Origin of the sequence: Pseudomonas sp. HD6515, assembly GCF_024971855.1 — a bacterium.
In the GTDB taxonomy this organism is placed as follows: Bacteria; Pseudomonadota; Gammaproteobacteria; order Pseudomonadales; family Pseudomonadaceae; genus Aquipseudomonas; species Aquipseudomonas alloputida.
In genome coordinates, this window is sequence record NZ_CP079827.1 from 5,338,411 (window position 1) to 5,360,000 (window position 21,590).

Annotated in this window: 15 protein-coding genes and 2 rRNA genes (1 of these 17 running past the window's edge); 5 read left to right on the top strand and 12 right to left on the bottom strand. The window is 62.9% G+C overall.

Annotated features, from left to right (window positions below; all coding sequences use genetic code 11):
- The first annotated feature begins 7 nt into the window (after positions 1-7).
- Positions 8-322, top strand: a complete 315-nt coding sequence (locus tag KW568_RS24720; RefSeq protein ID WP_259537062.1) for a putative quinol monooxygenase — start codon at positions 8-10, stop codon at positions 320-322.
- Here KW568_RS24720 and KW568_RS24725 read toward each other — a convergent pair.
- Positions 312-1,076 carry a sulfite exporter TauE/SafE family protein gene (locus KW568_RS24725; protein WP_259537064.1) on the bottom strand — a complete coding sequence of 255 codons (765 nt, stop codon included), beginning with the start codon at positions 1,074-1,076 and terminating at the stop codon, positions 312-314. The genes KW568_RS24720 and KW568_RS24725 overlap by 11 nt on opposite strands.
- Before the next feature lie 77 nt (positions 1,077-1,153).
- Here KW568_RS24725 and KW568_RS24730 point away from each other — a divergent pair, with 77 nt between their 5' ends.
- Complete coding sequence (locus KW568_RS24730; protein ID WP_003251586.1) at positions 1,154-2,035, top strand: LysR substrate-binding domain-containing protein; 882 nt, start codon at positions 1,154-1,156, stop codon at positions 2,033-2,035.
- A gap of 106 nt (positions 2,036-2,141) precedes the next feature.
- Here KW568_RS24730 and KW568_RS24735 read toward each other — a convergent pair whose 3' ends face one another.
- The gene (locus tag KW568_RS24735; RefSeq protein ID WP_003251584.1) at positions 2,142-2,417 is read right to left on the bottom strand and encodes a metal/formaldehyde-sensitive transcriptional repressor; all 276 of its coding nucleotides are present in this window, start codon (positions 2,415-2,417) and stop codon (positions 2,142-2,144) included.
- 70 nt (positions 2,418-2,487) lie between these two features.
- Here KW568_RS24735 and dmeF point away from each other — a divergent pair, with 70 nt between their 5' ends.
- The gene (gene dmeF, locus KW568_RS24740; RefSeq protein WP_259537069.1) at positions 2,488-3,438 is read left to right on the top strand and encodes a CDF family Co(II)/Ni(II) efflux transporter DmeF; all 951 of its coding nucleotides are present in this window, start codon (positions 2,488-2,490) and stop codon (positions 3,436-3,438) included.
- A gap of 96 nt (positions 3,439-3,534) precedes the next feature.
- A complete protein-coding gene (locus tag KW568_RS24745) occupies positions 3,535-3,879 on the top strand; it encodes a cupin domain-containing protein (RefSeq protein WP_003251579.1) in 345 nt (114 codons plus the stop codon).
- A 191-nt stretch (positions 3,880-4,070) separates the two neighbouring features.
- Here the strand turns inward: KW568_RS24745 and mmsB are convergent, their stop codons facing one another.
- Positions 4,071-4,958 (bottom strand): 3-hydroxyisobutyrate dehydrogenase, encoded by an 888-nt coding sequence (gene mmsB / locus KW568_RS24750; protein ID WP_003251576.1) that lies wholly within the window; start codon positions 4,956-4,958, stop codon positions 4,071-4,073.
- A gap of 10 nt (positions 4,959-4,968) precedes the next feature.
- Positions 4,969-6,495 (bottom strand): CoA-acylating methylmalonate-semialdehyde dehydrogenase, encoded by a 1,527-nt coding sequence (locus tag KW568_RS24755; protein WP_259537073.1) that lies wholly within the window; start codon positions 6,493-6,495, stop codon positions 4,969-4,971.
- Between the two features lie 132 nt (positions 6,496-6,627).
- Between KW568_RS24755 and KW568_RS24760 the strand changes: the two genes are divergently transcribed.
- Positions 6,628-7,578 carry a LysR family transcriptional regulator gene (locus tag KW568_RS24760; protein ID WP_064613893.1) on the top strand — a complete coding sequence of 317 codons (951 nt, stop codon included), beginning with the start codon at positions 6,628-6,630 and terminating at the stop codon, positions 7,576-7,578.
- Positions 7,579-7,708: 130 nt separating this feature from the next.
- Here KW568_RS24760 and KW568_RS24765 read toward each other — a convergent pair whose 3' ends face one another.
- From KW568_RS24765 to KW568_RS24800, 8 genes are all read right to left on the bottom strand, one after another.
- A complete protein-coding gene (locus tag KW568_RS24765) occupies positions 7,709-8,200 on the bottom strand; it encodes an OmpA family protein (RefSeq protein ID WP_014754448.1) in 492 nt (163 codons plus the stop codon).
- A gap of 4 nt (positions 8,201-8,204) precedes the next feature.
- Positions 8,205-9,476: a diguanylate cyclase domain-containing protein gene (locus KW568_RS24770; RefSeq protein WP_003251568.1), complete on the bottom strand. Its 1,272-nt coding sequence runs from the start codon at positions 9,474-9,476 to the stop codon at positions 8,205-8,207.
- A complete protein-coding gene (locus KW568_RS24775; RefSeq protein WP_014859459.1) occupies positions 9,473-10,039 on the bottom strand; it encodes a YfiR family protein in 567 nt (188 codons plus the stop codon). The genes KW568_RS24770 and KW568_RS24775 overlap by 4 nt, the downstream gene beginning before the upstream one ends.
- A gap of 100 nt (positions 10,040-10,139) precedes the next feature.
- On the bottom strand, positions 10,140-12,215 hold the full coding sequence (gene recD / locus KW568_RS24780) for an exodeoxyribonuclease V subunit alpha (protein WP_003251565.1): 2,076 nt from the start codon (positions 12,213-12,215) through the stop codon (positions 10,140-10,142).
- On the bottom strand, positions 12,212-15,886 hold the full coding sequence (gene recB / locus KW568_RS24785; protein WP_060546397.1) for an exodeoxyribonuclease V subunit beta: 3,675 nt from the start codon (positions 15,884-15,886) through the stop codon (positions 12,212-12,214). Before recB ends, recD begins: the two co-directional genes overlap by 4 nt.
- A complete protein-coding gene (recC, locus tag KW568_RS24790; RefSeq protein ID WP_259537080.1) occupies positions 15,883-19,365 on the bottom strand; it encodes an exodeoxyribonuclease V subunit gamma in 3,483 nt (1,160 codons plus the stop codon). Before recC ends, recB begins: the two co-directional genes overlap by 4 nt.
- Positions 19,366-19,695: 330 nt before the next feature.
- A 5S ribosomal RNA gene (rrf, locus tag KW568_RS24795) occupies positions 19,696-19,811 on the bottom strand.
- A 130-nt stretch (positions 19,812-19,941) separates the two neighbouring features.
- Positions 19,942-21,590 (bottom strand): 23S ribosomal RNA (locus KW568_RS24800); it runs 1,244 nt beyond the window's last position.

The window sequence follows — 21,590 nt, forward strand, 5'->3', positions numbered from 1 at the left end:
GCGCCCCATGAGTGAGCCGTTCGCCTTTATCCTCAAAGCCAAGACCCGCCCGGAAATGGCTGATGCGTTCGAAAACCTGTTCCGTCCCTACGTCGAGCCAAGCCGCCAGGAACCCGGCTGCATCGAATACCACATGCTGCGCGACCAGCAGGACCCGAGCCTGTTTGTGTTCTTCGAAGTGTGGGCCGACAAAGCTGCGCTGGACGTGCACTCGGCCCTCCCGCACATGGCTGCCTTCTTCGAAAAACGCATGGATTACCTGGAGTGCGATTTCGATATCCAGAGGGTCGACATGCTCAGCGCTTCGTCCGCTAGCCGTTGATCAGCAGATGGACGCCGAGTGCGGCCAGCCCGATGAAAAAGCAACGCTTGAACAGCAGCGCGCTGATCCGCTGACGCAGCCACTGGCCCGCCAGCATGCCGAGCAAAGCCGGCGCCAGCATCAGCAGCGACGCCCCCAACGCCTGGCCCCCCAAGGCGTCCTGCCCGGCCAGGCCTAGGGCCAAGGCCAGGGTCGACACCGTAAACGACAGGCCCAGGGCCTGGATCAACTGCTCGCGGCTCAAGCCCAGGCTCTGCAGGTAAGGTACCGCTGGCATCACGAACACTCCGGTCGACGCCGTGACCACACCCGTGACCAGCCCGCAAAGCGGTCCCAGCCAGCGCTCGTGTCCCGGGCCCACCTGCAGGCCCGGGCCGACCACCCCATACAACGCGTAGACCAGCAAGGCGGCCCCCAACGCGTGCCCCGCCCAGGGGCCACTGCTGATTCCCAGCCAGGCGCTACCCAGCAAGGTGCCGACAACGATCAATGCCAGCATTGGCCCCAGGCGGACCAACAACCCTCGCAGATGCCCGCCGCTGGCCAGCTGCCACAGGTTGGTGAGTGTCGAGGGCACGATCAACAACGCGGCAGCCTGCGCAGGTGGCATAGCCAGGCCCAACAGGCCCATGGCAATGGTGGGCAGGCCCAGGCCGATGCCCCCCTTCACTGCGCCCGCCAGCAGAAAGGTCAGTACAACCAGCAACGACAGTGCCGGGCCAATGTTCTGGTAAAACGCGAGCAAGGTAGTCATGGGCCGATGATGCCGTGCCCCGGGCGACGTGAGAATCTGCCATATACTCAGCCAGCCTCTTGCCAGGACAGAGCCACATGCATTTCGACCTGATCGACCTCAAGCTGTTCCAGCACACCCTGGAGTGCGGCAACATCACCGCCGGCGCCAGCCGCAGCCATCTGTCACTGCCAGCAGCCAGTGCGCGCATCCGCGCCATGGAAGCATCGCTGGGCATTCCCTTGCTGGAACGTAACCGCCGTGGCGTCCAACCAACGCCGGCTGGCCAGGCACTCTTGCAGCATGCACGGCTGATAACACAGCAAGTCGAACGCCTGCAGTTCGACCTGGGCCTGTACGCGCAAGGGCAGCAAGGCCAAGTGCGCCTGCTGTGCAACACCGCAGCGCTGACCGAATACTTGCCCGAACTGCTGGCCAGCTATCTGGCTGAAAACCCTGGAGTCAGCGTGGATGTGCAAGAGCTGCCAAGTTTGCGCATCGTGCAGGCAATTACCCAAGGCATGGCCGACCTGGGCATCGTGTCCACAGCCGCCCCCAACGAGCACCTGCAGACCCGGCCGTTTCGAGACGACCCGCTGGTGCTAGTGGCGCCACAGGGCCACCCCCTGGCCAGTGCGCTGGCGCCAAGTTTCGTCGACAGCCTGGCCCATGGCTATGTCGGCCTGGGGGCCGGCAGTGCACTGGGGTTGTACCTGGAAGAGCAAGCGCTGCACGAGGGGCAGCGCATGCAGGTTCGGGTACGAGCAGAGGGGTTTGATGGGGTGATCCGCATGGTCGCGGGCGGGGCCGGAATCGGGGTGGTGCCGCTGGCAGCAGTGCAGCGCTGGCAAGGGATGCTGCCGTTGCACTGGGTGGCGCTGCAGGAGCCATGGGCCAACCGCCGGCTGCTGGTGTGCGCGCGGGATTTCGCGGCATTACCAGGCTATGCCGCCGGACTGGTATCCACCCTTACCCACTGACAGCCTTCGCTGGCACGCCTGCTTCCACAAACTCGTTCGCGTACCGCTCGGACCGTGAAGGTATTGATACCCCCCTGGGGTATTCGTGAAAGGGTACGGCGACCTCCTACTTCAGATAAGAACGTAGCAACGCCGCCACCTTGTCTGCCTCGTCCTGCCGTTCCTCGGCACTCAGGCCGTCCGCCACGAGGTGATCGCGGATGTGCCCTTCCATCACCTCGGCCATCAGCCCGTTCACCGCGCCGCGCACGGCAGCGATCTGCTGCAGGATCGCCAGGCAGTCCTTGTCCTGCTCCAGCGCCGTCTCCAGGGCGGCGGCTTGGCCTTTGATCTTGCGCACCCGGGTCAACAGCTGCTTCTTGCTCTTCAGGGTATGTGCCATTGGGTTTCACGCCATGCTAGGTATACTGGGGTATAGTATTTTTCTCGATCTTCCGGGAGCATGATAAACCATGGCGACACAAACCTCAGACCGCTGGCAGCACAGCCACCAGTTCCACACCAGCAACCTGGGCGCTGAGCGCAAAACCCGCCTGGCGGTTTGGCTGACCGCAGTGATGATGGTGGCGGAGGTTGCCGGAGGCTGGTACTTCAACTCCATGGCGCTGCTGGCCGACGGCTGGCACATGAGCTCCCACGCCCTGGCACTTGGCCTGTCCTTGCTGGCCTACGCTGCCGCTCGGCGCTATGCAGGTGACCGGCGCTTTGCCTTCGGCACCTGGAAGATCGAAATTCTCGGCGGCTACTCCAGCGCATTGCTATTGCTGGGCGTGGCCGGACTGATGGCGTTCCAGTCGGTGGAACGGCTGTTGGTGCCGGGACAGATCCACTATGACGAGGCCATCTTGATTGCCGTGGTGGGCCTCGCCGTCAACCTCATCTGCGCCTGGCTGCTACGCGATGACCATCATCACGACCATCACCCTCACAGCCACGACCATCACCACCACCACCACCACCACCACCACCACCACCACCACGACCTGAACCTGCGCTCGGCCTACCTGCATGTGATGGCTGATGCCGCCACTTCGGTGCTGGCCATTGCTGCCTTGCTGGCCGGCAAGTTCTGGGGCGCCAGTTGGCTCGACCCAGCGATGGGCCTCGTCGGTGCGCTGCTGGTCGCGCTGTGGGCCCGTGGCCTGCTGCGCGATACCGGGCGAGTGTTACTGGACGCCGAGATGGACGCCCCGGTTGTGGCGGAAATTCGCGAAGTGGTCGCGCAATTGCCGGTGCCGGCCAGTATCACCGACCTGCATGTCTGGCGGGTGGGCAGGGACCAGTACGCCTGCATTCTTGGCCTGGCCACCCAGGCCACACTGAATGCCGACGGCGTGCGCCAGGCCCTGGCCGTGCACGAAGAGTTGGCGCACATCACTGTCGAGGTAAACCGCCTGCCATAGCGCGACCAGACACCTGGATGTCGAGCCCAGGCAACTGCTGCGCGGCCGTTGGGCCTATGGTGACCCGTCATTCAGCCAGTCACCAGGAGTTGTGCCATGTCCGATTTCATCACCGTCCTGCGCGAAACCTGCCCGACGCCGGTCGTGGACGCCACCAAGTGGAAGCGCATCGGCGGCGATCCGCACACCGTCAACCTCAATGCCTACCTGTCGGCCGACGGCAGCAAGATCATGGGCACCTGGATCTGCACCCCGGGCAAGTTCGAGGTCAACTACGATAAATGGGAGTTCTGCCACTTCCTCGATGGCTACTGCATCATCACGCCGGAAGGCGAAGAGCCCAAGCACCTGAAGGCGGGTGATGTGTTCGTGATCGAACCGGGCATGAAAGGTACGTGGGAAGTGGTCGAGACTGTACGTAAGTATTTCGTCTTCGCCTGACCTGCAGGCGCGGGTTTAGCTGCGAATGCGGCGGTGAGGCTTCTGCAGCATTCGCGGGTGAACCCGCGCCTACAACGGCCGCGCAATACCTGTAAGCGTGGACAAAAAAATCGCGGAGCAGACGCCCTTCCCTCTGGTGCGCAGTTACAGAGGGAAGGCCACCTGGCCCGCGATGAAGTCCACCTCTTGCATCAATCCTTCTTGCGATAACCCTCGACGATGGCCGAGAAGTCCTTGCCACCCTCGCCTCGCAGGCTCATGGCCTGGTACAACTGCTGGGCCACGGCACCGAGAATCACCGGTTGGTGTGCCTGGCGTGCCGCTTCGGTAGCCAGACCGAGGTCCTTGAGCATGAGTTCGGCGCCAAAGCCACCGGTGTAGCCACGCGATGCCGGTGCGGTTTCGATGACGCCCGGCCACGGGTTGTAGGTGTCCGAACTCCAGCAACGCCCGGTCGAACTGTTGATGATGCCGGCCAGCACCTTGGTATCGATACCCAACGCGTTACCCAGGGCCATGGCCTCGGACACGCCGATCATCGAAATGCCGAGCAGCAGGTTATTGCAGATCTTGGCGATCTGGCCGGTACCGACTTCCCCGCAGTGCACGATGTTGCGGCCCATCTGCTCCAGTACCGGCTTGAGGCTGGCGAACAACTCGGTACTGGCGCCGACCATGAACGTCAGGGTGCCGGCCGCCGCACCGCCAGTACCACCGGAAACCGGTGCATCCCCCATGTCCACACCCTTTGCCGCTGCGGCCTTGGACACATCACGTGCGGTCTGCGGGTCGATGGTGCTGCAGTCAACGGTCGGCGTGCCAGGGCGAATGCCGGCCAGTACGCCGTCCTCGCTCAAGTACACGCTGCGCACATGGGCTGCGGCCGGCAGCATGGTGATCACCAGCTCGCTGTTGGCCGCCGCGTCCTTGGGCGAGGGGCTGATCTGCCCGCCCAGTTCTGCCAGCTCGGCCAGCACGGCCTTGTTCAGGTCGAACAGGTTCAGCTGATGTCCGGCCTTGATCAGGTTGCGGGCCATGGGCGCGCCCATGTTGCCCAGGCCGATGAATGCGATACGCATGACGTACTCCTTAGCGCAGGCTAATGGTGGTGTTCACACCGTCGTTGACGCTGTCGTCATCGAACCAGCGAGCCGTGACGGTCTTGGTCTGAGTGTAGAACTGCACCACTTGCTTGCCGTACGGCCCGAGGTCACCGAGTTTGGAACCCCGCGAGCCGGTGAAGCTGAAGAACGGTACGGGTACCGGGATCGGGATGTTGATGCCGACCTGGCCAATATCGATTTCGCTCTGGAACTTGCGGGCCGCAGCGCCGCTCTGGGTGAACAGGCCGGTGCCGTTGCCGAACGGGTTGGCGTTGACCAGGGCGATGGCCTCGTCGAGCGTATCGACTTCCAGGGTCACCAGCACCGGGCCGAAGATTTCCTGGGTATACACCTGCATGTCGGTCTTCACGCCCGAGAACAGGGTTGGGCCGACGAAGTTGCCTTGCTCGTAGCCCGGCACCTTGACGTCACGGCCGTCAAGTTCCAGCTTGGCGCCTTCCTTGATACCGCTTTCGATCAAGCCCAGCACACGTTCCTTGGCACGCTTGGATACCACCGGGCCAACGTCGGTGCCCGGCTCACAGCCAGCATTGACCTTGAGCTTGCTAGCAGCCTCCTCGATATCCGGCAACCATTCGCGGGCCTTGCCCACCAACACCGCCACCGAGGTCGCCATGCAGCGCTGGCCCGCCGCGCCGAAGGCAGCACCCACCAGCGCATTGATGGTTTGTGTGCGGTTGGCATCAGGCAACACCACCGCGTGGTTCTTGGCGCCCATCATTGACTGCACACGCTTGCCATGCTGGCTGCCAAGGTTGTAAACGTGCGTGCCGACTTCAGTCGAGCCCACGAAGGAAATCGCCTTGATGTCCTGGTGGGTGCAAATGGCATCCACCACCTGCTTACCGCCGTGCACCACGTTCAGCACACCGGCCGGTACGCCGGCTTCCAGCGCCAGCTCGACCAGTAGCATGGTCGACAGCGGGTCCTGCTCGGACGGTTTGAGCACGAACGTGTTGCCGCAGACAATGGCCATAGGGAACATCCACAGCGGGATCATTGCCGGGAAGTTGAACGGGGTGATGCCAGCGCATACGCCGATCGGCTGGCGCAGGGTGTAGGTATCGACACCGCCGGCGACGTTCTCGGCAAATTCGCCCATCTGCAGGGTGCCAATGGACGCCGCGTGCTCGACCACTTCCAGGCCGCGGAAGATATCGCCTTCAGCGTCGGCCAGGGTTTTGCCCTGCTCGGCACTGAGCACCTGGGCAATGCGTTTGGTGTGTTCGCGGATCAGCGCCTGCAGCTTGAGCATGATGCGCATGCGCGCGCCGATCGGGGTGTTACGCCACGTCTGGAAAGCGCGGTGAGCAGCGGCCACGGCTGCATCGACTTCCTCGACGGTGGCGAACGGTACGCGCGCCAGCACCTCTTGGGTGGCCGGGTTGACGATGTCACGCCATTCGGTGGTTTTGGACTCGACCCACTGGCCGTCGATCAGCAGCTTGACCTGCTCGACCTTGGTGCTGTTAGGGGATTGCGGTGCGTTCATCTGCGTTCTCCTTGGAATTGTTGTCGGGACGAGATCGCCAGCGCCGGGCAAACGTGGGGTGGCGTCCTGAGGCTTGTTTCGAGTATAGATGTGCAAACATCCAACAAGAACGCACAAAAAAACCGGATCATCATGCAAAAAGACCTCACATCCCTGAGCGCGCTCAACTGGGACGATTTGAAGTTCTTCCTCGAAGTGGCTCGCACCCGCAAGGCCAGCAGTGCCGCCAAACGGCTGAGCGTGGACTACACCACCGTGTCGCGACGCATCAGCTCGCTGGAGGGTGCGCTGGGCACCTTGCTGTTCGAAAAGTCGCGCACCAACGGCTTTGTGCTGACCGCCGAGGGCCAGCGCCTGCTGGGCTATGCCGAATCGATCGAGAGCACGCTGCACATGGCTTGCGAGCAGGTGTCCGGGTCGGGGGTGGCGTTGTCGGGCCATGTGCGCATGGGCTGCACGGAGGGCTTTGGCAGCTTTTTCATCACGCCGCAGCTAAGCCACTTCGTCGACGCCTACCCGGCGATTTCGGTGGACATCCTGCCGCTGCCGCACTTCATCAGCCTGTCCAAGCGTGAGGCGGACATCGTCATCGCGCTGGAGCGGCCCGAGCACGGGCCTTATGTGTGCTGCAAGCTGTGCGACTACCGCCTGCGGCTGTATGCCACCCAGGGCTACCTGGACAGCCACGCGCCGATCCGCCAGGTGACGGACCTGGCCAAACACCCCTTCATCAGTTACGTGGATGACCTGGCGTTCAGCTCCGAGCTGCTGTACCTGGCCAACCTGATCCCCAACGCCAGCGCACATTTGCGCAGTACCAGCGTGATCGCGCAGTACACGGCAGCGCTGCAGGGGCGTGGGCTGGCAATATTGCCGTGCTTCCTCGCCGCGCAGGACCCGCGATTGGTCACGGTGTTGCCGGAGGAGATCGAGGTGACGCGGCAGTTCTGGATGTATTGCCGGGAGGATTTGCGCAAGTTGAAGCGCATTACCCTGCTGTGGGATTACATCCGTGGGGTGACCGAGGCGAATGCACCGTTGTTGATGGGCGAAACCCGCGAGATGCGCTTTGCCCAGGACTGATGGGCCTGCGCATTTCCGAAGGCAACACAGCCCCTGTAGGAGCGGGCTTGCCCGCGAACACCGGCAAAGCCGGTGCCAGGCCGCGTTGCCCGCGCCTACAGGGGCTATGTGACAGCCCGAGCGGCGACGATCAGTAGGACGCTACCACGATGGACACTCGACGGTTCTCGGTACGCCCGGCGCTGGTGCGGTTGTCCGCCACCGGCTGGCTGCTGCCCAGGCCACGGCTCTGAATGTTCTGCGCCTGCATGCCAATCCCCACCAGCGCCTTGGTCACGCTTTGCGCGCGGCGCTCGGACAGCTGCTGGTTATACGCCGCCTTGCCCGACGAGTCGGCATGCCCGTCCACCCGCACGCCCTGGATACCAACGCCGAGCAGCGCCTTGCCGATGCGCTCGACAATCGCCTGGCTCTGGCCGTTGAGGCTGTCCAGATCGCTGCCGAACAGCACTTTGCCAGACAAGTCGTAGGCCCAACCTTCATCGGTCGGGGTGAAACCTTCGCGCTTGAGCACGGCAATCTGTTCTGGGGTAAGGCCTTTCGGGGGCGCGCTCTGGCAACCCGTCAGCGCCAGCATGGCGAGCAACAAGGCCCAAAGCGGAAAACGTAAAGCTTGCATCACGGGTTCAACTCCTGTTCCTGATTTCGTTGGCGGACCGTTCCGTCTGCGCCAGTTGCCAATGGCCACGGCGTTCGCGCTTGGCCTGGTACATTGCCGCATCGGCGGCATTGAGAAGACTGGCGGGGTCAGCGCCGTCATCCGGGTAATAGGCAATACCGACACTCAGCGAGGTGGAGATACTGCGGCCACTGTCCAGTTGCACCGGCAGCTTCATGCTGGCAACGATTTTCTCGGCAATGTGTTCGGCGTCCTTGCGCGTATGCAACGGCGTCAACAGCACGGCAAACTCGTCGCCCCCCAGGCGCGCCACCAGATCGTGCTCGCGCAGTTGGGCGCGCACACGTTCGGCCACGCTGATCAACACCTCGTCACCCACGGCGTGGCCGAGGGTGTCGTTGATCTGCTTGAAGTGGTCGCTGTCGAGGAACAGCAGTGCCAGGTGGTCCTGCTGACGCGCCGCATTCCGCACGCTGCGGCTCAGGCGTCCTTCAAAGAAGGCGCGGTTGGGCAAGCCGGTCAGGCTGTCGTGGCTGGCCTGATGGGCAAGGGTCTGGTTTTCGCTCTGCAGGTGGCTATGCCACACCTCCAGTTCATCCAGCAGGGCATTGAAGTCGTTACCCAGCTCGTTCAGCTCGGCAATCGGCGCTTCTGGTACGCGCCGGTCGAAGCTGCGCTCGCGGCGGGCGGCATGGGCGACACTGGCCAGGCCACGCAGCGGGCGGGTGATATCGCTGAGCAGGCGCCGCGACAGATACTGGGCAGCCAAGGCGCTGAGGACCGTGCAGAACAGGATACCGGCCAAGCCACTGAGCAGGAACAGCAACAGGCTCCTGCCCTGGCCTGCCAGCTCGATGTGCCCGACCTGCTGTTGCTGGTGCACGATCGGCAGAATGACCGGCTCATCCAGCAAGGCGCTGGCAACCTGCACCTCCAGCTGCGCGAGCATGCCGGTATTGTCGCGTTGCCAGTGCGCCAGTTGCTCGCCCTCGTTGTTGAAGACCTTGGCCTCGGCCACTTCTTCGGTACTGGCAATCAACGCCAGCGACTCATTGGCAGCGGCGCTGTCATCGAACACCACCGCCGCCTCTACCGTGTAATTGATCGAGCGGGCGATCAACTGCAGGTTATGGTTGGCATAGACACGCAGGGCGAGCACGCCCAGCAGGGTGAGGGAGATACCCGCCAGGCCAACGGCAAGCAGGGCGACACTGAGGTGGCCACGGCCCAGCACCGAGCGCAGGGTCGGGCGCACGGTACGCTTGCGGGTCGGCTTCATGGCTGCTCCGCCCGGCGCCGCGACAATTGCAGCACGCTAGGGTGAATACGCACGCCAGAGCGTGCCACCGAGTCGAGATTGACTTCAAAGGCCACCTGCTGGTCGCTGACCCGCAGGCAGAACAGGCTGCCGACCGTGCAGGGGTCATCCGCCTCGCTGATGCTCAGCACCGGGTGGCCGCCGATACGCTGGAACAGCCGATCCCGCTGGCCCTGGTCAAGCTTGCCAATGTAGAGGGCATCGCAGGCCTGGGCGACCTGGGTGTCTTCTGCCAGCAAGCGCCGCACCTGCAGCGGCCGGCCGGACTCCTGGACATGGCCCTTGATGAGATCGTCGGCGTACTCGGTCGGGCCGACCAGGCACAGGCGCAAAGGAGAGGGTTCGACGGGCCAGCGGGCGTAACTGAAGATACCCAGTACTACCTGGGTGACTGCCTTGGCGCGTTGCTGTGCCTGGGCGGCGGTTGTGCCGGGGTCTGCCCGGGCAGCGCCTGCAGAAAGGAGCAGGACGGCCAGCAATAGCGAAAGCGCACAGCTTGTCACTCGCCTTGCGGCCACGTTCATGTGGGAAATCCCTTTAAGCCCCTTCCGATATCGGCGCAACGATAGCACATGGCCGCTTTATTGTATGAGCCTGCAGCCACGTGTAATGGGTGTCATGGCCCTAGACCTGCTCGAGCATCAACCCGGAAATACGCCGTACTTTGCGCGCCACCGCTTCTTCGAAAATGCCTTGGCGTGGCTCGACCAGGCTGAAGCAGTGCTTGGCCCGAGTGATGCCGGTGTACACCAGTTCTTTGGTCAGCACCGGGTTGAGCGCATCCGGCAGCACCAGGGCAGTGTGGCTGAACTCCGAGCCCTGGGACTTGTGCACGGTCATGGCGAATACCGTTTCCACTTCGTTGAGCCGGCTCGGCAGAACGAACCGCACACCACCACTGCCGTCGTTGCGCGGGAAGGCCACACGCAGCAGCGGCTGGCCCTGCTCATCCGGCAGGCGCAGGGCTATACCGATGTCACCGTTCATCAGGCCCAGGCCGTAGTCGTTGCGGGTCACCAGCACCGGGCGTCCTTCGTACCAAGGCTGCTGGCTGTCGATCAGACCGGCATTGTGCAGCACCCGCGCCACCCGTTCATTCAGGCCTTCGACCCCCCAGGCGCCCCGGCGCACCGCGCACAGCAACTGGAAATCCTCGAAACTGCGCAACACCTTGCCCGCCCATTGCTCCCAGGCGGGGTCGTCAAAGGCGGTATCAAGTGCTGGCCGGTAACGCCCAAGGGTGCGCAGGTAGCTGCGGTAGCCTTGCGGTCCATCGGTACCGCGGTTCAGACCGTCCAGTAACAGGCGGTCGAAAGCACGATCCTGCTCGTGCTTGAGCGACAGGCTGTGCACGTCAGCAGGCGGCGCGGCCAGCAGGTTGCGCGCCGCGTGAGCATCCTGACGATTGACCAGTCTGGCCAACTGGCCAATACCGCTGCCTTCACCGAAACGCCGTGAAAACCGCAGCATCACCACTTGCTGAGCCAACGGGTGGCGCTGCTCATCGCCGGCCTTGAGGCCACTGCCGGCCAGCGACTCGCCACTGACCTGCTGAAGCCACGCTGCAGTCGCCGGCGAGTAAAAGCCCTCCTCAGCATCCCGGCACAGGTCGCCCAGTACCGCGCCGGCCTCGACCGAGGCCAACTGGTCCTTGTCGCCCAGCAGCACCAGACGCGCCCGCGGCGGCAAGGCATCGAGCAGGTTGGCCATCATTTCCAGGTCGATCATCGACGCTTCGTCGACCACCAGCACATCCAACGGCAACGGGTTGCCAGCATGATGGCGGAAGTGCCGCGAGCCCGGGCGACTGCCGAGCAGGCGATGCACGGTGCTGACTTCAGTGGGGATTTGCCCGCGTACTTCGGCGCTGACTTGCAGGCGCTCGACTTGCTGGCCAATGGATTCGGTCAGGCGCGCAGCGGCCTTGCCGGTCGGTGCAGCCAGGCGGATGCGCAGTGGCCTGCCCTGCTCCACTGCCGGCGCCTGCAGCAACGCCAGCAGGCGCACCACGGTGGTCGTCTTGCCAGTACCGGGGCCGCCAGTGATGATGCTGAAACCAGCACGGGTGGCCAAGGCACAGGCGAGCTTCTGCCAGTCCAACTGGCCAGCTGGCGCGCCGCCCTCGAACAGTTGCGCCAGGCGCTCTGGCAGATCCGCAGGCGGTGCTTCGGCCTGACTCAGGCGCTGGCGCAGGGCATGGTCGATGCGCCGTTCGTAACGCCAGTAACGGCGCAGGTAAAGGCGCTCGCCACTGCGTACCAGCGGCCGCGCTTGCTGGCCAGGCGTATCACCTGCGGCCACCAGCGGGCTGGCGACGATGCGCTGAAGCCAGGCATTCAAGTCAAGGTTGGCCAGCAGTTGCGATGGCAGTAGCAAAGGGCCGATAAGGGCGTCACCTTCCGGCGGCAACGACAGGGCGAAATCCGGCTCGGCCAAGGTTTGTTGCAGGTCGAGGCAGACATGTCCGTGCCCCAGTTGGTGGCTGGCCAGCGCTGCCGCCAGCAATAGCAAGGGATCACTGCCGGGGGCGCGCTCTTCCAGGAACGACACGAATGCGCGGTCCAGGGCACGTAGCCAGCCCCGCTCAACCCAACGGTCGAGTAATTGCAGCAGGTCAGCGCTGTTGTGCTGCGGTGCCAGCGCCAGCAGGTGCTCTGCGTGCAACGGGGTGGGCAACAGGTCGACAAGGCTTCGGCTCATGGCGCAACTCCGGCAAACAGGTCCTGCTGTACCGGCGCGTGCTCGCCACGGAACAGTGCATCGAGGCTTTCGATCAGCTCACGCGGTGGCTTGGCGTGGTACACGCCGTGGCCGCTGCTGCTGGCACCGCGCAGGAAGATGAACAGGGCGCCGCCAACATGGCGGTCATAATCGTAGTCCGCCAGCCGCGCGCGCAACTGGCGGTGCAGGGCCAGCAGGTACAGCACATACTGCAGGTCGTAGCGGTGCTCAAGAATCGCCTTTTCCATGGCCATGGCATCGTAGGCCTGGATGTCCGCACCCAGCCAGTTGGACTTGTAGTCGGTCACGTAGTAACGCCCGTCCAGCTCGAACGCCAGGTCGATGAACCCTTTGAACATGCCGTTTAGCACGGTCGGCTGCGCAGCTGGGCGCGCCAGACCGGGGTGGGTGTGGCGTGCCACCAGGCGATCGAGTTGTTCTGCGTCGACCCGGTGGCTGGCGAACCAGAATTCCATTTCGATCTGGTAATGACGCAGTTGGCCCAGCGTTACGCTCTGGTCGCTGCCCGGCAGCGGCAACGCCTCGCTCAGCAAACGTTGCATCCAGTGGCTCAGGGTGGGGATCCAGCCGGCCCAGTCACGGCGGTTGCAGCGCTGGCCAACGGTACGCTCTATCAGTTGAGGGTTACCGCTGACCTCGCTGAAGCCCTCACGGCCTGCCCACTCCAGCAAACCATGGAGGAAGGTGCCGGGGTTAGGCCCCCGTGGGAAGCGATGGATATCGCCGCTGTCGGCCGGGACCTCGCGCAACACCTGGGCATCGGGCACCTCGTCATCCAGCAGTTGCTGGGCCTGCGAGCTGTCGGCGCCGAGGGTCTGATCGCCGACACGAAGGGCACTGTACGAAGCGATCCACCAGTGCTCGGCAGCCGCATGGCGTGGCCTGCGTGCTGGCAGCAGCTCACGTTCGGCGTGTGGCATGCGATACATCTGCTCATCCGCCTGCGGCAGGCCCGGGCAAGTGATGTGCGGGCAACTTGCCGCCAAAGCCTGCAACCAGTCCGTCAGCTGCGCCGAGCCAGCCAGGGCCAGGCCGCCCCCCAGCAGGTAGCCAAACGCCGAGCGGTGCAGCTGCGAGCTCTTCTGATTACCGCGCTTGAGGTCGGCGACACCCAGCCAGCAAGCATGCTGGGCGCGGGTCAGGGCCACGTAGAGCAGGCGCAGGTCTTCGGCCAGGCGCTCGTCGTCAGCGCGCTCGATCTGCTCCTGGTCAGGTGTGAGGGTGAGGTGGGCGTTACCTTCGCTGTCATGCCAGGCCAGCGGCAGACGGCTACCATCCACCGGTTTGCTGGTGCAGATGAATGGCAGGTAGACCAAGGGATATTCCAGGCCCTTGGACTTGTGGATGGTCACCACCTTGACCAACTGTTCGTCGCTCTCCAGGCGCAGGATCTGCTCTTCACCGGCCTGACCGGAACTGGCCAGGTGCTCGGCCAGGTGGCGGATAAGCGCCTGTTCGCCGTCCAGCTCGCCAGCGGCCTGCTGCAGCAGCTCGGCCAGGTGCAGCAGGTTGGTCAGCACCCGCTCGCCATCACTGCGGCGGATCAGCGTACGCGGTAGCTGGAAGTCATGCAGCAGGTGGCGCAACATCGGCAACACCCCTTGGCGCTGCCAGGTGTCGCGGTAAAGGCGAAAGCGCATCACCCAGCTCTCCCAGACCCGCTCGTCCTGGTTAAGCCGGTCCAGCGCAGCCAGCGACAGGCCCAGTGTAAGGCTGGCCAAAGCAGCCTTGAGCAGGCGCTCTGAGTCAGGCTCGGCGCAGGCCTTCAGCCAGGCCAGCAGGTCGTGGGCTTCCTGGGCGGCAAACACCGAGTCCTTGTCGGACAGGTAGACACTGCGCACCTCGCGTGCTGCCAGTTCGGCGCGGACCATCTGCGCCTCATGGCCATCGCGCACCAGGATGGCAATGTCCGAGGGCAAGCAGGCGCGCAATTCGCCTTCGGCATTCTGGAAACCTGCCGTGCCCTGCTGGCCACCATTGAGCAAGGCCACAATATGGCTGGCGCAACTGGCGGCCAGTTGCTGGCGGTAAACGCTGCTGGAGACTGGCTCTTCACTTTCCAGCTGCCAGCATTGCAGGGCTGCACTGACTTCACCGTCAATCAGCAGCTGTTCGCCACGCCCCTTGGCGCGCACCTCGATGAATGGCAGCGGGTTGTCATCGGCCTCGCGGAACAGGAATGCACCCCGCCCCGCTTCACGCCCCTCGGCCTGCAGGAACACCTGGTTGACCGCCGCCACCATGGCTTTGCTGGAGCGGTAGTTGGTGTCCAGGCTGTGCAGACGGCCGCTGGTGGCGCGCCGCGCCGCAAGGTAGGTGTAGATGTCGGCACCGCGGAAGGCGTAGATCGCCTGTTTGGGGTCCCCGATCATGAACAGACCGGTTTCGGCGCGGTTTTCACTGATCTGGTAGATGCGCTCGAAAATGCCGTACTGAACCGGGTCGGTGTCCTGGAATTCGTCGATCAGCGCAACCGGGAACTGTTCACGGATCAGGCTGGCCAGGCGCTCGCCGGCCTCGCTGGCGAGTGCGTGCTGCAAGCGCACGAGCATGTCGTCGAAGCCCATTTCTGCACGCCGGCGCTTCTCCACTTCGAAACGTGCCGATACCCAACTGGCCGCGTGCTCGAGCAGAGGGGCATCCGGGCTGTCCAGGGCCTGCAGTTGTTGCTGCAAGTGCTGCATGGCGTTGAGGGCTGGGTGCTCGGGAGGCTCTCCCTTCCAGGCCTCGGCCATGCCCGCCGGGGTCAGCCGGGTAAAACCGGTGCCCAAGTCGAGCTCTACCAGTTGCTCATCGCTGGCCCAAGCGCAGAGCTTGTCGAACCAGGGCTCGAAGTAACGGGCTTGCATCTTGCGGCCGTCGACCTGCTTGGCGGCCAGCGCCTCGCGGCAGATTTGCCGCAGTTCCTCGGCCCACTGTGCCCATGGTGCCTTGATCCGGGCCAACTGTGCGCCACGTTGCTGTAGCGATGCCTGGATCAATGCAGCGGGCTCTGGCCCATTCTGCTGGGCGCGCACACGGCCGAACAGTGGGCGAATGCGTGGCAGCAAAGCGTCGGGGCTCCCCCAGTTGCCGCGCACCCAGGCCAGTGCGTCACCTTGCATCCCATAGCAGAAGCGCCGCCAGTAATCGCGCATGACCTGGCCCAACAACTCGCTGTGGTCGGTTTCCAGGGTCTGGGTGAACAGGCTGCCGCTGTCGAAGGCATGCTCGCGCAGCATGCGCTGGCACCAGCCATGGATGGTCGATACCGCAGCCTCGTCCATCCACTGCACGGCGATTTCCAACCGGCCGGCGCAACGCGGCCAGTTCTCTTGTGGGTAATCGTCACGCAGTTGGTGCAACAGCGGATCGGCCCCTTCCAGTTCGCCACGGAAGAACCGTGCGGCTTCAGCCAGGCGGGCGCGGATACGCTCGCGCAGCTCTTTGGTGGCGGCGTCGGTGAAGGTCACCACGAGGATCTGCGGTGGCAGCAGCTCGCGCTCGAAGCCCTGTTCGCCACCGTGACCGAGGATCAGGCGCAGGTACAGCGCCGAAATGGTAAAGGTCTTGCCCGTGCCGGCGCTGGCTTCGATCAGCTGGCTACCGTGCAGGGGGAAACTCAGTGCCAGAGGACGGTCCTGGGTCATGCGCCTTTCTCCGGGTTGCCCAAGGTCTGCCAAGGGGCGGTGAACAACGGGCGGTACAAGGTCTCGCACCAGCCTTCAAACGTTTCGTCAGCGGTGAGTGCTGCAAAATCTCGGAACTGGCGAGCCAGCGCAATGCTTTCACTTCGCTCGCCAAAACTGGTGCGTTCGTCGCCTTCGTAGGCGCGAGCTGCTGCGGCCATGGCTTTATCGGCATCGTCCTGGGCCAACCAGGCGAACGCGGTCTTGGCCGCGACTGGCAACGGCGCATTCATTGCCGCCTGACGGGCCACCAACAGGTCGCCCAGCAGTTGCGCGGCCAGCGCTTGCGGCAGCGGTGCAAGCAACAGGGTCAGGTCACTGGCTACCAATGCACTGTTATAGGGGTAGCCCGCTGCACAGGCCGCCAGGTGCGTAACCCAGGGCGCGATAAGGCGGTGCCACTTCAGGTTGTTGCGCCCGGCACTGATGGTGTTGGGTACTGTGGTGATGCTGAGAAGGCTCTGATCTTCCGCCTGGAACACCCGGCCCAGCCAGCCCTCCAGACGGTGCTGACCGTGCTCGAAATGCACCGGTAAAGCGCCCTCGACCAGCTGTGGCCAGCGTTGCAGCAATTGTTGGTGACGTTGCAGCAGGTCCGGCAGCGGTTCGATCAATTCGTTTTGCAGCAGTTCGCCGAAACCGGCTAGCGGCAGCAAACCGCAGGCCTGCAGGCGTCTGGCCTGGGCGCGCAAGGCCTGTTCAGCGTTGTCCGGTTCGGCCAAGGCGGCGCCAAGCAGGCTTTCACTGGCGCCGTAACGTTGCAGGGTATCGAGGACGAAGGGCTCTTCGTCCGGGGTCGGCGCTTCCAGCGCCTCAAAGTACACCTTCAAGCGCTGGCTGAAGAAGTGCCGTACCGGGTGGCGCAAGAAGTCATTCAACTGGTGCAGACTCAGGGCTTCAGCGTCCTGATAAGGCGGCAGGCCCGGCTCGCTCTGCTCGTCTGCCTCACCTTGCTGGTGCAGCACCTGCCATTCATGGGCATAGCTGAACAATGGGCTGCCCTTCTGGAAGTACCGAGGGCTGAACGGCTGCAGCGGGTGCTCCTGGGTCAGTGCGTGCAACAGTTGCTCGCCCGGTTTCGCGAGCTGGCCCTGCTGCGCGTCGGCCAAATGCCAGCCCGCAGCGATGTGATCGCGCAACTGGCCGATCAGCACCGAGGCCGGGCGTTCGCTATTGTCGCGGATACTGCGCCCGACCCAGCTGACATACAGTTGGTCACGTGCTGACAGTAGCGCTTCAAGCAACAGGTAACGGTCGTCTTCGCGGCGTGAGCGGTCGCCCGGGCGATAGTCGCTGGCCATCAGGTCGAAGTCCAGCGGTGGCTGCGCACGCGGGTAATCGCCATCATTCATGCCCAGCAGGCAAACCACCCTGAACGGGATCGCGCGCATGGGCATGAGTGTGCAGAAGTTGACCGAGCCGGCGAGGAAACGTTGTGACAGCTTGCCCTGATCGAGGCCCGACAGCCAGGCTTCACGCACCACGGTAAGCGGTAGCGGGTCGTGCAGGCCGACGGTCTCGCACACCTCAAGCCAGCTATCACGCAGATCCTGCAACTGCATCAACAGGAATTCATCACCCTCGTCCTCGGCGAGGAAGAACACGTGCAGCAAGGCATGCAGTCGCTCGCCCCACTGGCTGACGGTGGCAGGCTCGGAAAAGGCCTGGCAGGCGACTTCGAGCGCATCGAGCAACGCGACCAGCGGGCCGATCAGTGCCGCGTCCAGGCCACCGATTTCATCGTAGGGCTCAATACCATCACAGGCCTCACCCACCCCCACGGCATAACCCAACAGCATGCGGCGCAAGCCGAAACGCCAACTGTTCTGTTCGAGCCCGGCGGGCAAGCCCAGGCTCGCCCGCTGCGCGGCGTCAAGGCCCCAACGAATGCCAGCGCCCTCGATCCAGCGGTGCAGCGTGGGCAGATCGTTTTCGCGGATGCCGAAGCGGGCGCGGACTGCCGGCACGTCCAGCAGGTCGAGCACTTCGCTGACCGCGAAGCGGCTGTCAGGCAGTTTGAGCAGGTGCTCAAGCGCGATCAGCAAAGGCTCGCGACCACGCTGGCCCTGGTCTGTCAGGGTGAACGGGATGTAGCGCGGGTCGTTGCGCTGCAACTGGCCGAAGACGGCGCGGATATGCGGCGCATACGTGTCGATGTCCGGCAGCATGACGATTACGTCGCGCGGGCGCAAAGTCGGGTCGGCGCTGAAGCGGGCCAACAGCTGGTCGTGGAGGATTTCCACTTCACGTTGCGGGCTGTGCGCAACATGGAAGCGGATCGAGCGGTCTTTTGTGGTGTCGACTGGTGGCCACCGTTCGCGGCTCTCGGCGAGCGGGCGCAATTCCAGGATGTCGTCCTGCAGTTCGTTGAGCAGCGTGGTGGGCGAACCGTCGCTGAACAGGTCGATGCGGCCGTCGCTGAACACGCCCTGGTAGCTGCCCGGGTCATCATAGCTGTCGAGCAGGTTGATGTAGTCGCGGCCTTGTTTACCCCAGGCAGCCAGCAACGGGTGGGCATGCTGGTGCAGCGTCTGGTCGTCCAGTTGCAGGGGCATGCCTTGCTTGCGTTGCTGGCGTTTGTACTGGTGGCGCAACAGGTCCTTGTCGGCGACGATATCGGCCCAGTGGTGGCGGCATGGGTTGTGTACGCACAGCAATACCTGACTGAAACGCGACAGGCCTGCCAGCGCTTCCAGGGCCTGGGCCGGCAGCGAAGAGATACCGAACACGATCACCCTCGGTGGCAGCCCTGCAGGCGCCTGCTCCAGGCTGTTGATGCGCTCGATGAAACGTTGGTGTACTCCGGCGCGGCTCTGCGCCATGCCTTGCTCGCCAACATCCTCGAGCAATGCTCGCCACAACTCGGCTTGCCAGCGGTTGCCTGGCGGCAGTACTTTGCGCTCGCCGCGGGCCGTGTTGATGACGTGCTCGCCACTGGCCCAGTCCTTGAGCCAATCGGCACGGTAGACCTGGTACTGGTCGAACAGGTCGGCCAGGCGCTCGGCTAGCTGGTAGCGCTTGCGCAAGTCACTGTCGTCGGTGAGGAAGCGCCGCAGTGGCTCGAAATGCGGACGCTCGATGAGCGCTGGCAACAGACGCATCAGCCGCCAGGTCAGTGGTGCCTTGTCGAGCAGAGACACTTCGGGAATTTCGCTACGGCCAAGCACGCTGCGGTAGAGCTGCCACATAAAGCTACCGGGCAGTTGCACATCGATGGCAGCGGCGATGCCGCAGCCGCCTTGGTCATCTTCCAGCGGATCTTCAGCCAGGGCCAGCTTGAGCCATTGGGCGATGCCATTGCTTTGCACCAGGGCAATTTCGTTTTCCAGAGGCGCCAGCGGGTAGCGACGCATCCAGCTCACTACCAGGCTACGCAGGTCGTCGAGGCGGTTGCCGTGGACGATCATGAAGCCTGGGTGGAGATGGGCGGTGTTGGGCATCGGAAGGTCTCTGGAGGCGCTGATGGCTGAGAGGGGAACGATATCACGCGCACATGAAACGGCCGAATGCCATCAGGCTGTGGGAGCGGGCACTTCAACGCGGTGCCATCCGCAGCGTGGCACTCCCGATCCATAGGGGAGGCGACATTGGCCTGGAGGGTGTGCGCCCCTGCCTGGCGTTGCCCCCTTCCCCGTAGGAGCGGGTTTACCCGCGAACCCTGTAGGAGCGGGTTTACCCGCGAACACCGGCGAAGCCGGTGCCATCTCCTTTTTTGCCCACAAAGACAAAACCCCTACCTGCATGCGCAGATAGGGGTTTTGCGAAATGAATCTTGACGATGACCTACTCTCACATGGGGAAACCCCACACTACCATCGGCGATGCATCGTTTCACTACTGAGTTCGGGATGGGATCAGGTGGTTCCAATGCTCTATGGTCGTCAAGAAATTCTGTTGCCAGAATGTCCAGATGGACAGCCCAGCGAATTCGGATATGCGATATTTGTGGTCTTACGAATTTTCGGGTCTTTCGTCTTCACCACCACAATCTGCGTAGCAGATTGCTTGGGTGTTATATGGTCAAGCCTCACGGGCAATTAGTATTGGTTAGCTCAACGCCTCACAGCGCTTACACACCCAACCTATCAACGTCGTAGTCTTCGACGGCCCTTTAGGGGATTCAAGATCCCAGTGAGATCTCATCTTGAGGCAAGTTTCCCGCTTAGATGCTTTCAGCGGTTATCTCTTCCGAACATAGCTACCCGGCAATGCCACTGGCGTGACAACCGGAACACCAGAGGTTCGTCCACTCCGGTCCTCTCGTACTAGGAGCAGCCCCTCTCAAATCTCAAACGTCCACGGCAGATAGGGACCGAACTGTCTCACGACGTTCTAAACCCAGCTCGCGTACCACTTTAAATGGCGAACAGCCATACCCTTGGGACCGGCTTCAGCCCCAGGATGTGATGAGCCGACATCGAGGTGCCAAACACCGCCGTCGATATGAACTCTTGGGCGGTATCAGCCTGTTATCCCCGGAGTACCTTTTATCCGTTGAGCGATGGCCCTTCCATACAGAACCACCGGATCACTAAGACCTACTTTCGTACCTGCTCGACGTGTTTGTCTCGCAGTCAAGCGCGCTTTTGCCTTTATACTCTACGACCGATTTCCGACCGGTCTGAGCGCACCTTCGTACTCCTCCGTTACTCTTTGGGAGGAGACCGCCCCAGTCAAACTACCCACCATACACTGTCCTCGATCCGGATAACGGACCTGAGTTAGAACCTCAAAGTTGCCAGGGTGGTATTTCAAGGATGGCTCCATGAGAACTGGCGTCCCCACTTCAAAGCCTCCCACCTATCCTACACAAGCAAATTCAAAGTCCAGTGCAAAGCTATAGTAAAGGTTCACGGGGTCTTTCCGTCTAGCCGCGGATACACTGCATCTTCACAGCGATTTCAATTTCACTGAGTCTCGGGTGGAGACAGCGCCGCCATCGTTACGCCATTCGTGCAGGTCGGAACTTACCCGACAAGGAATTTCGCTACCTTAGGACCGTTATAGTTACGGCCGCCGTTTACCGGGGCTTCGATCAAGAGCTTCGCTTGCGCTAACCCCATCAATTAACCTTCCGGCACCGGGCAGGCGTCACACCCTATACGTCCACTTTCGTGTTTGCAGAGTGCTGTGTTTTTAATAAACAGTCGCAGCGGCCTGGTATCTTCGACCGGCATGGGCTTACGGAGCAAGTCCTTCACCCTCGCCGGCGCACCTTCTCCCGAAGTTACGGTGCCATTTTGCCTAGTTCCTTCACCCGAGTTCTCTCAAGCGCCTTGGTATTCTCTACCTAACCACCTGTGTCGGTTTGGGGTACGGTTCCCAGTTATCTGAAGCTTAGGAGCTTTTCTTGGAAGCATGGTATCAACCACTTCGTCGCCTAAAGGCAACTCGTCATCAGCTCTCGGCCTTGAAATCCCGGATTTGCCTAAGATTTCAGCCTACCACCTTAAACCTGGACAACCAACGCCAGGCTGGCCTAACCTTCTCCGTCCCTCCATCGCAATAACTGGAAGTACAGGAATATTAACCTGTTTTCCATCGACTACGCTTTTCAGCCTCGCCTTAGGGACCGACTAACCCTGCGTCGATTAACGTTGCGCAGGAAACCTTGGTCTTTCGGCGTGCGAGTTTTTCACTCGCATTGTCGTTACTCATGTCAGCA

Coding starts and splice junctions, on each gene's coding strand:
- KW568_RS24720 (WP_259537062.1), top strand. CDS start 8: ATGAGTGAGCCGTTCGCCTTTATCCTCAAAGCCAAGACCCGCCCGGAA.
- KW568_RS24725 (WP_259537064.1), bottom strand. CDS start 1,076: ATGACTACCTTGCTCGCGTTTTACCAGAACATTGGCCCGGCACTGTCG.
- KW568_RS24730 (WP_003251586.1), top strand. CDS start 1,154: ATGCATTTCGACCTGATCGACCTCAAGCTGTTCCAGCACACCCTGGAG.
- KW568_RS24735 (WP_003251584.1), bottom strand. CDS start 2,417: ATGGCACATACCCTGAAGAGCAAGAAGCAGCTGTTGACCCGGGTGCGC.
- dmeF (WP_259537069.1), top strand. CDS start 2,488: ATGGCGACACAAACCTCAGACCGCTGGCAGCACAGCCACCAGTTCCAC.
- KW568_RS24745 (WP_003251579.1), top strand. CDS start 3,535: ATGTCCGATTTCATCACCGTCCTGCGCGAAACCTGCCCGACGCCGGTC.
- mmsB (WP_003251576.1), bottom strand. CDS start 4,958: ATGCGTATCGCATTCATCGGCCTGGGCAACATGGGCGCGCCCATGGCC.
- KW568_RS24755 (WP_259537073.1), bottom strand. CDS start 6,495: ATGAACGCACCGCAATCCCCTAACAGCACCAAGGTCGAGCAGGTCAAG.
- KW568_RS24760 (WP_064613893.1), top strand. CDS start 6,628: ATGCAAAAAGACCTCACATCCCTGAGCGCGCTCAACTGGGACGATTTG.
- KW568_RS24770 (WP_003251568.1), bottom strand. CDS start 9,476: ATGAAGCCGACCCGCAAGCGTACCGTGCGCCCGACCCTGCGCTCGGTG.
- KW568_RS24775 (WP_014859459.1), bottom strand. CDS start 10,039: ATGAACGTGGCCGCAAGGCGAGTGACAAGCTGTGCGCTTTCGCTATTG.
- recD (WP_003251565.1), bottom strand. CDS start 12,215: ATGAGCCGAAGCCTTGTCGACCTGTTGCCCACCCCGTTGCACGCAGAG.
- recB (WP_060546397.1), bottom strand. CDS start 15,886: ATGACCCAGGACCGTCCTCTGGCACTGAGTTTCCCCCTGCACGGTAGC.
- recC (WP_259537080.1), bottom strand. CDS start 19,365: ATGCCCAACACCGCCCATCTCCACCCAGGCTTCATGATCGTCCACGGC.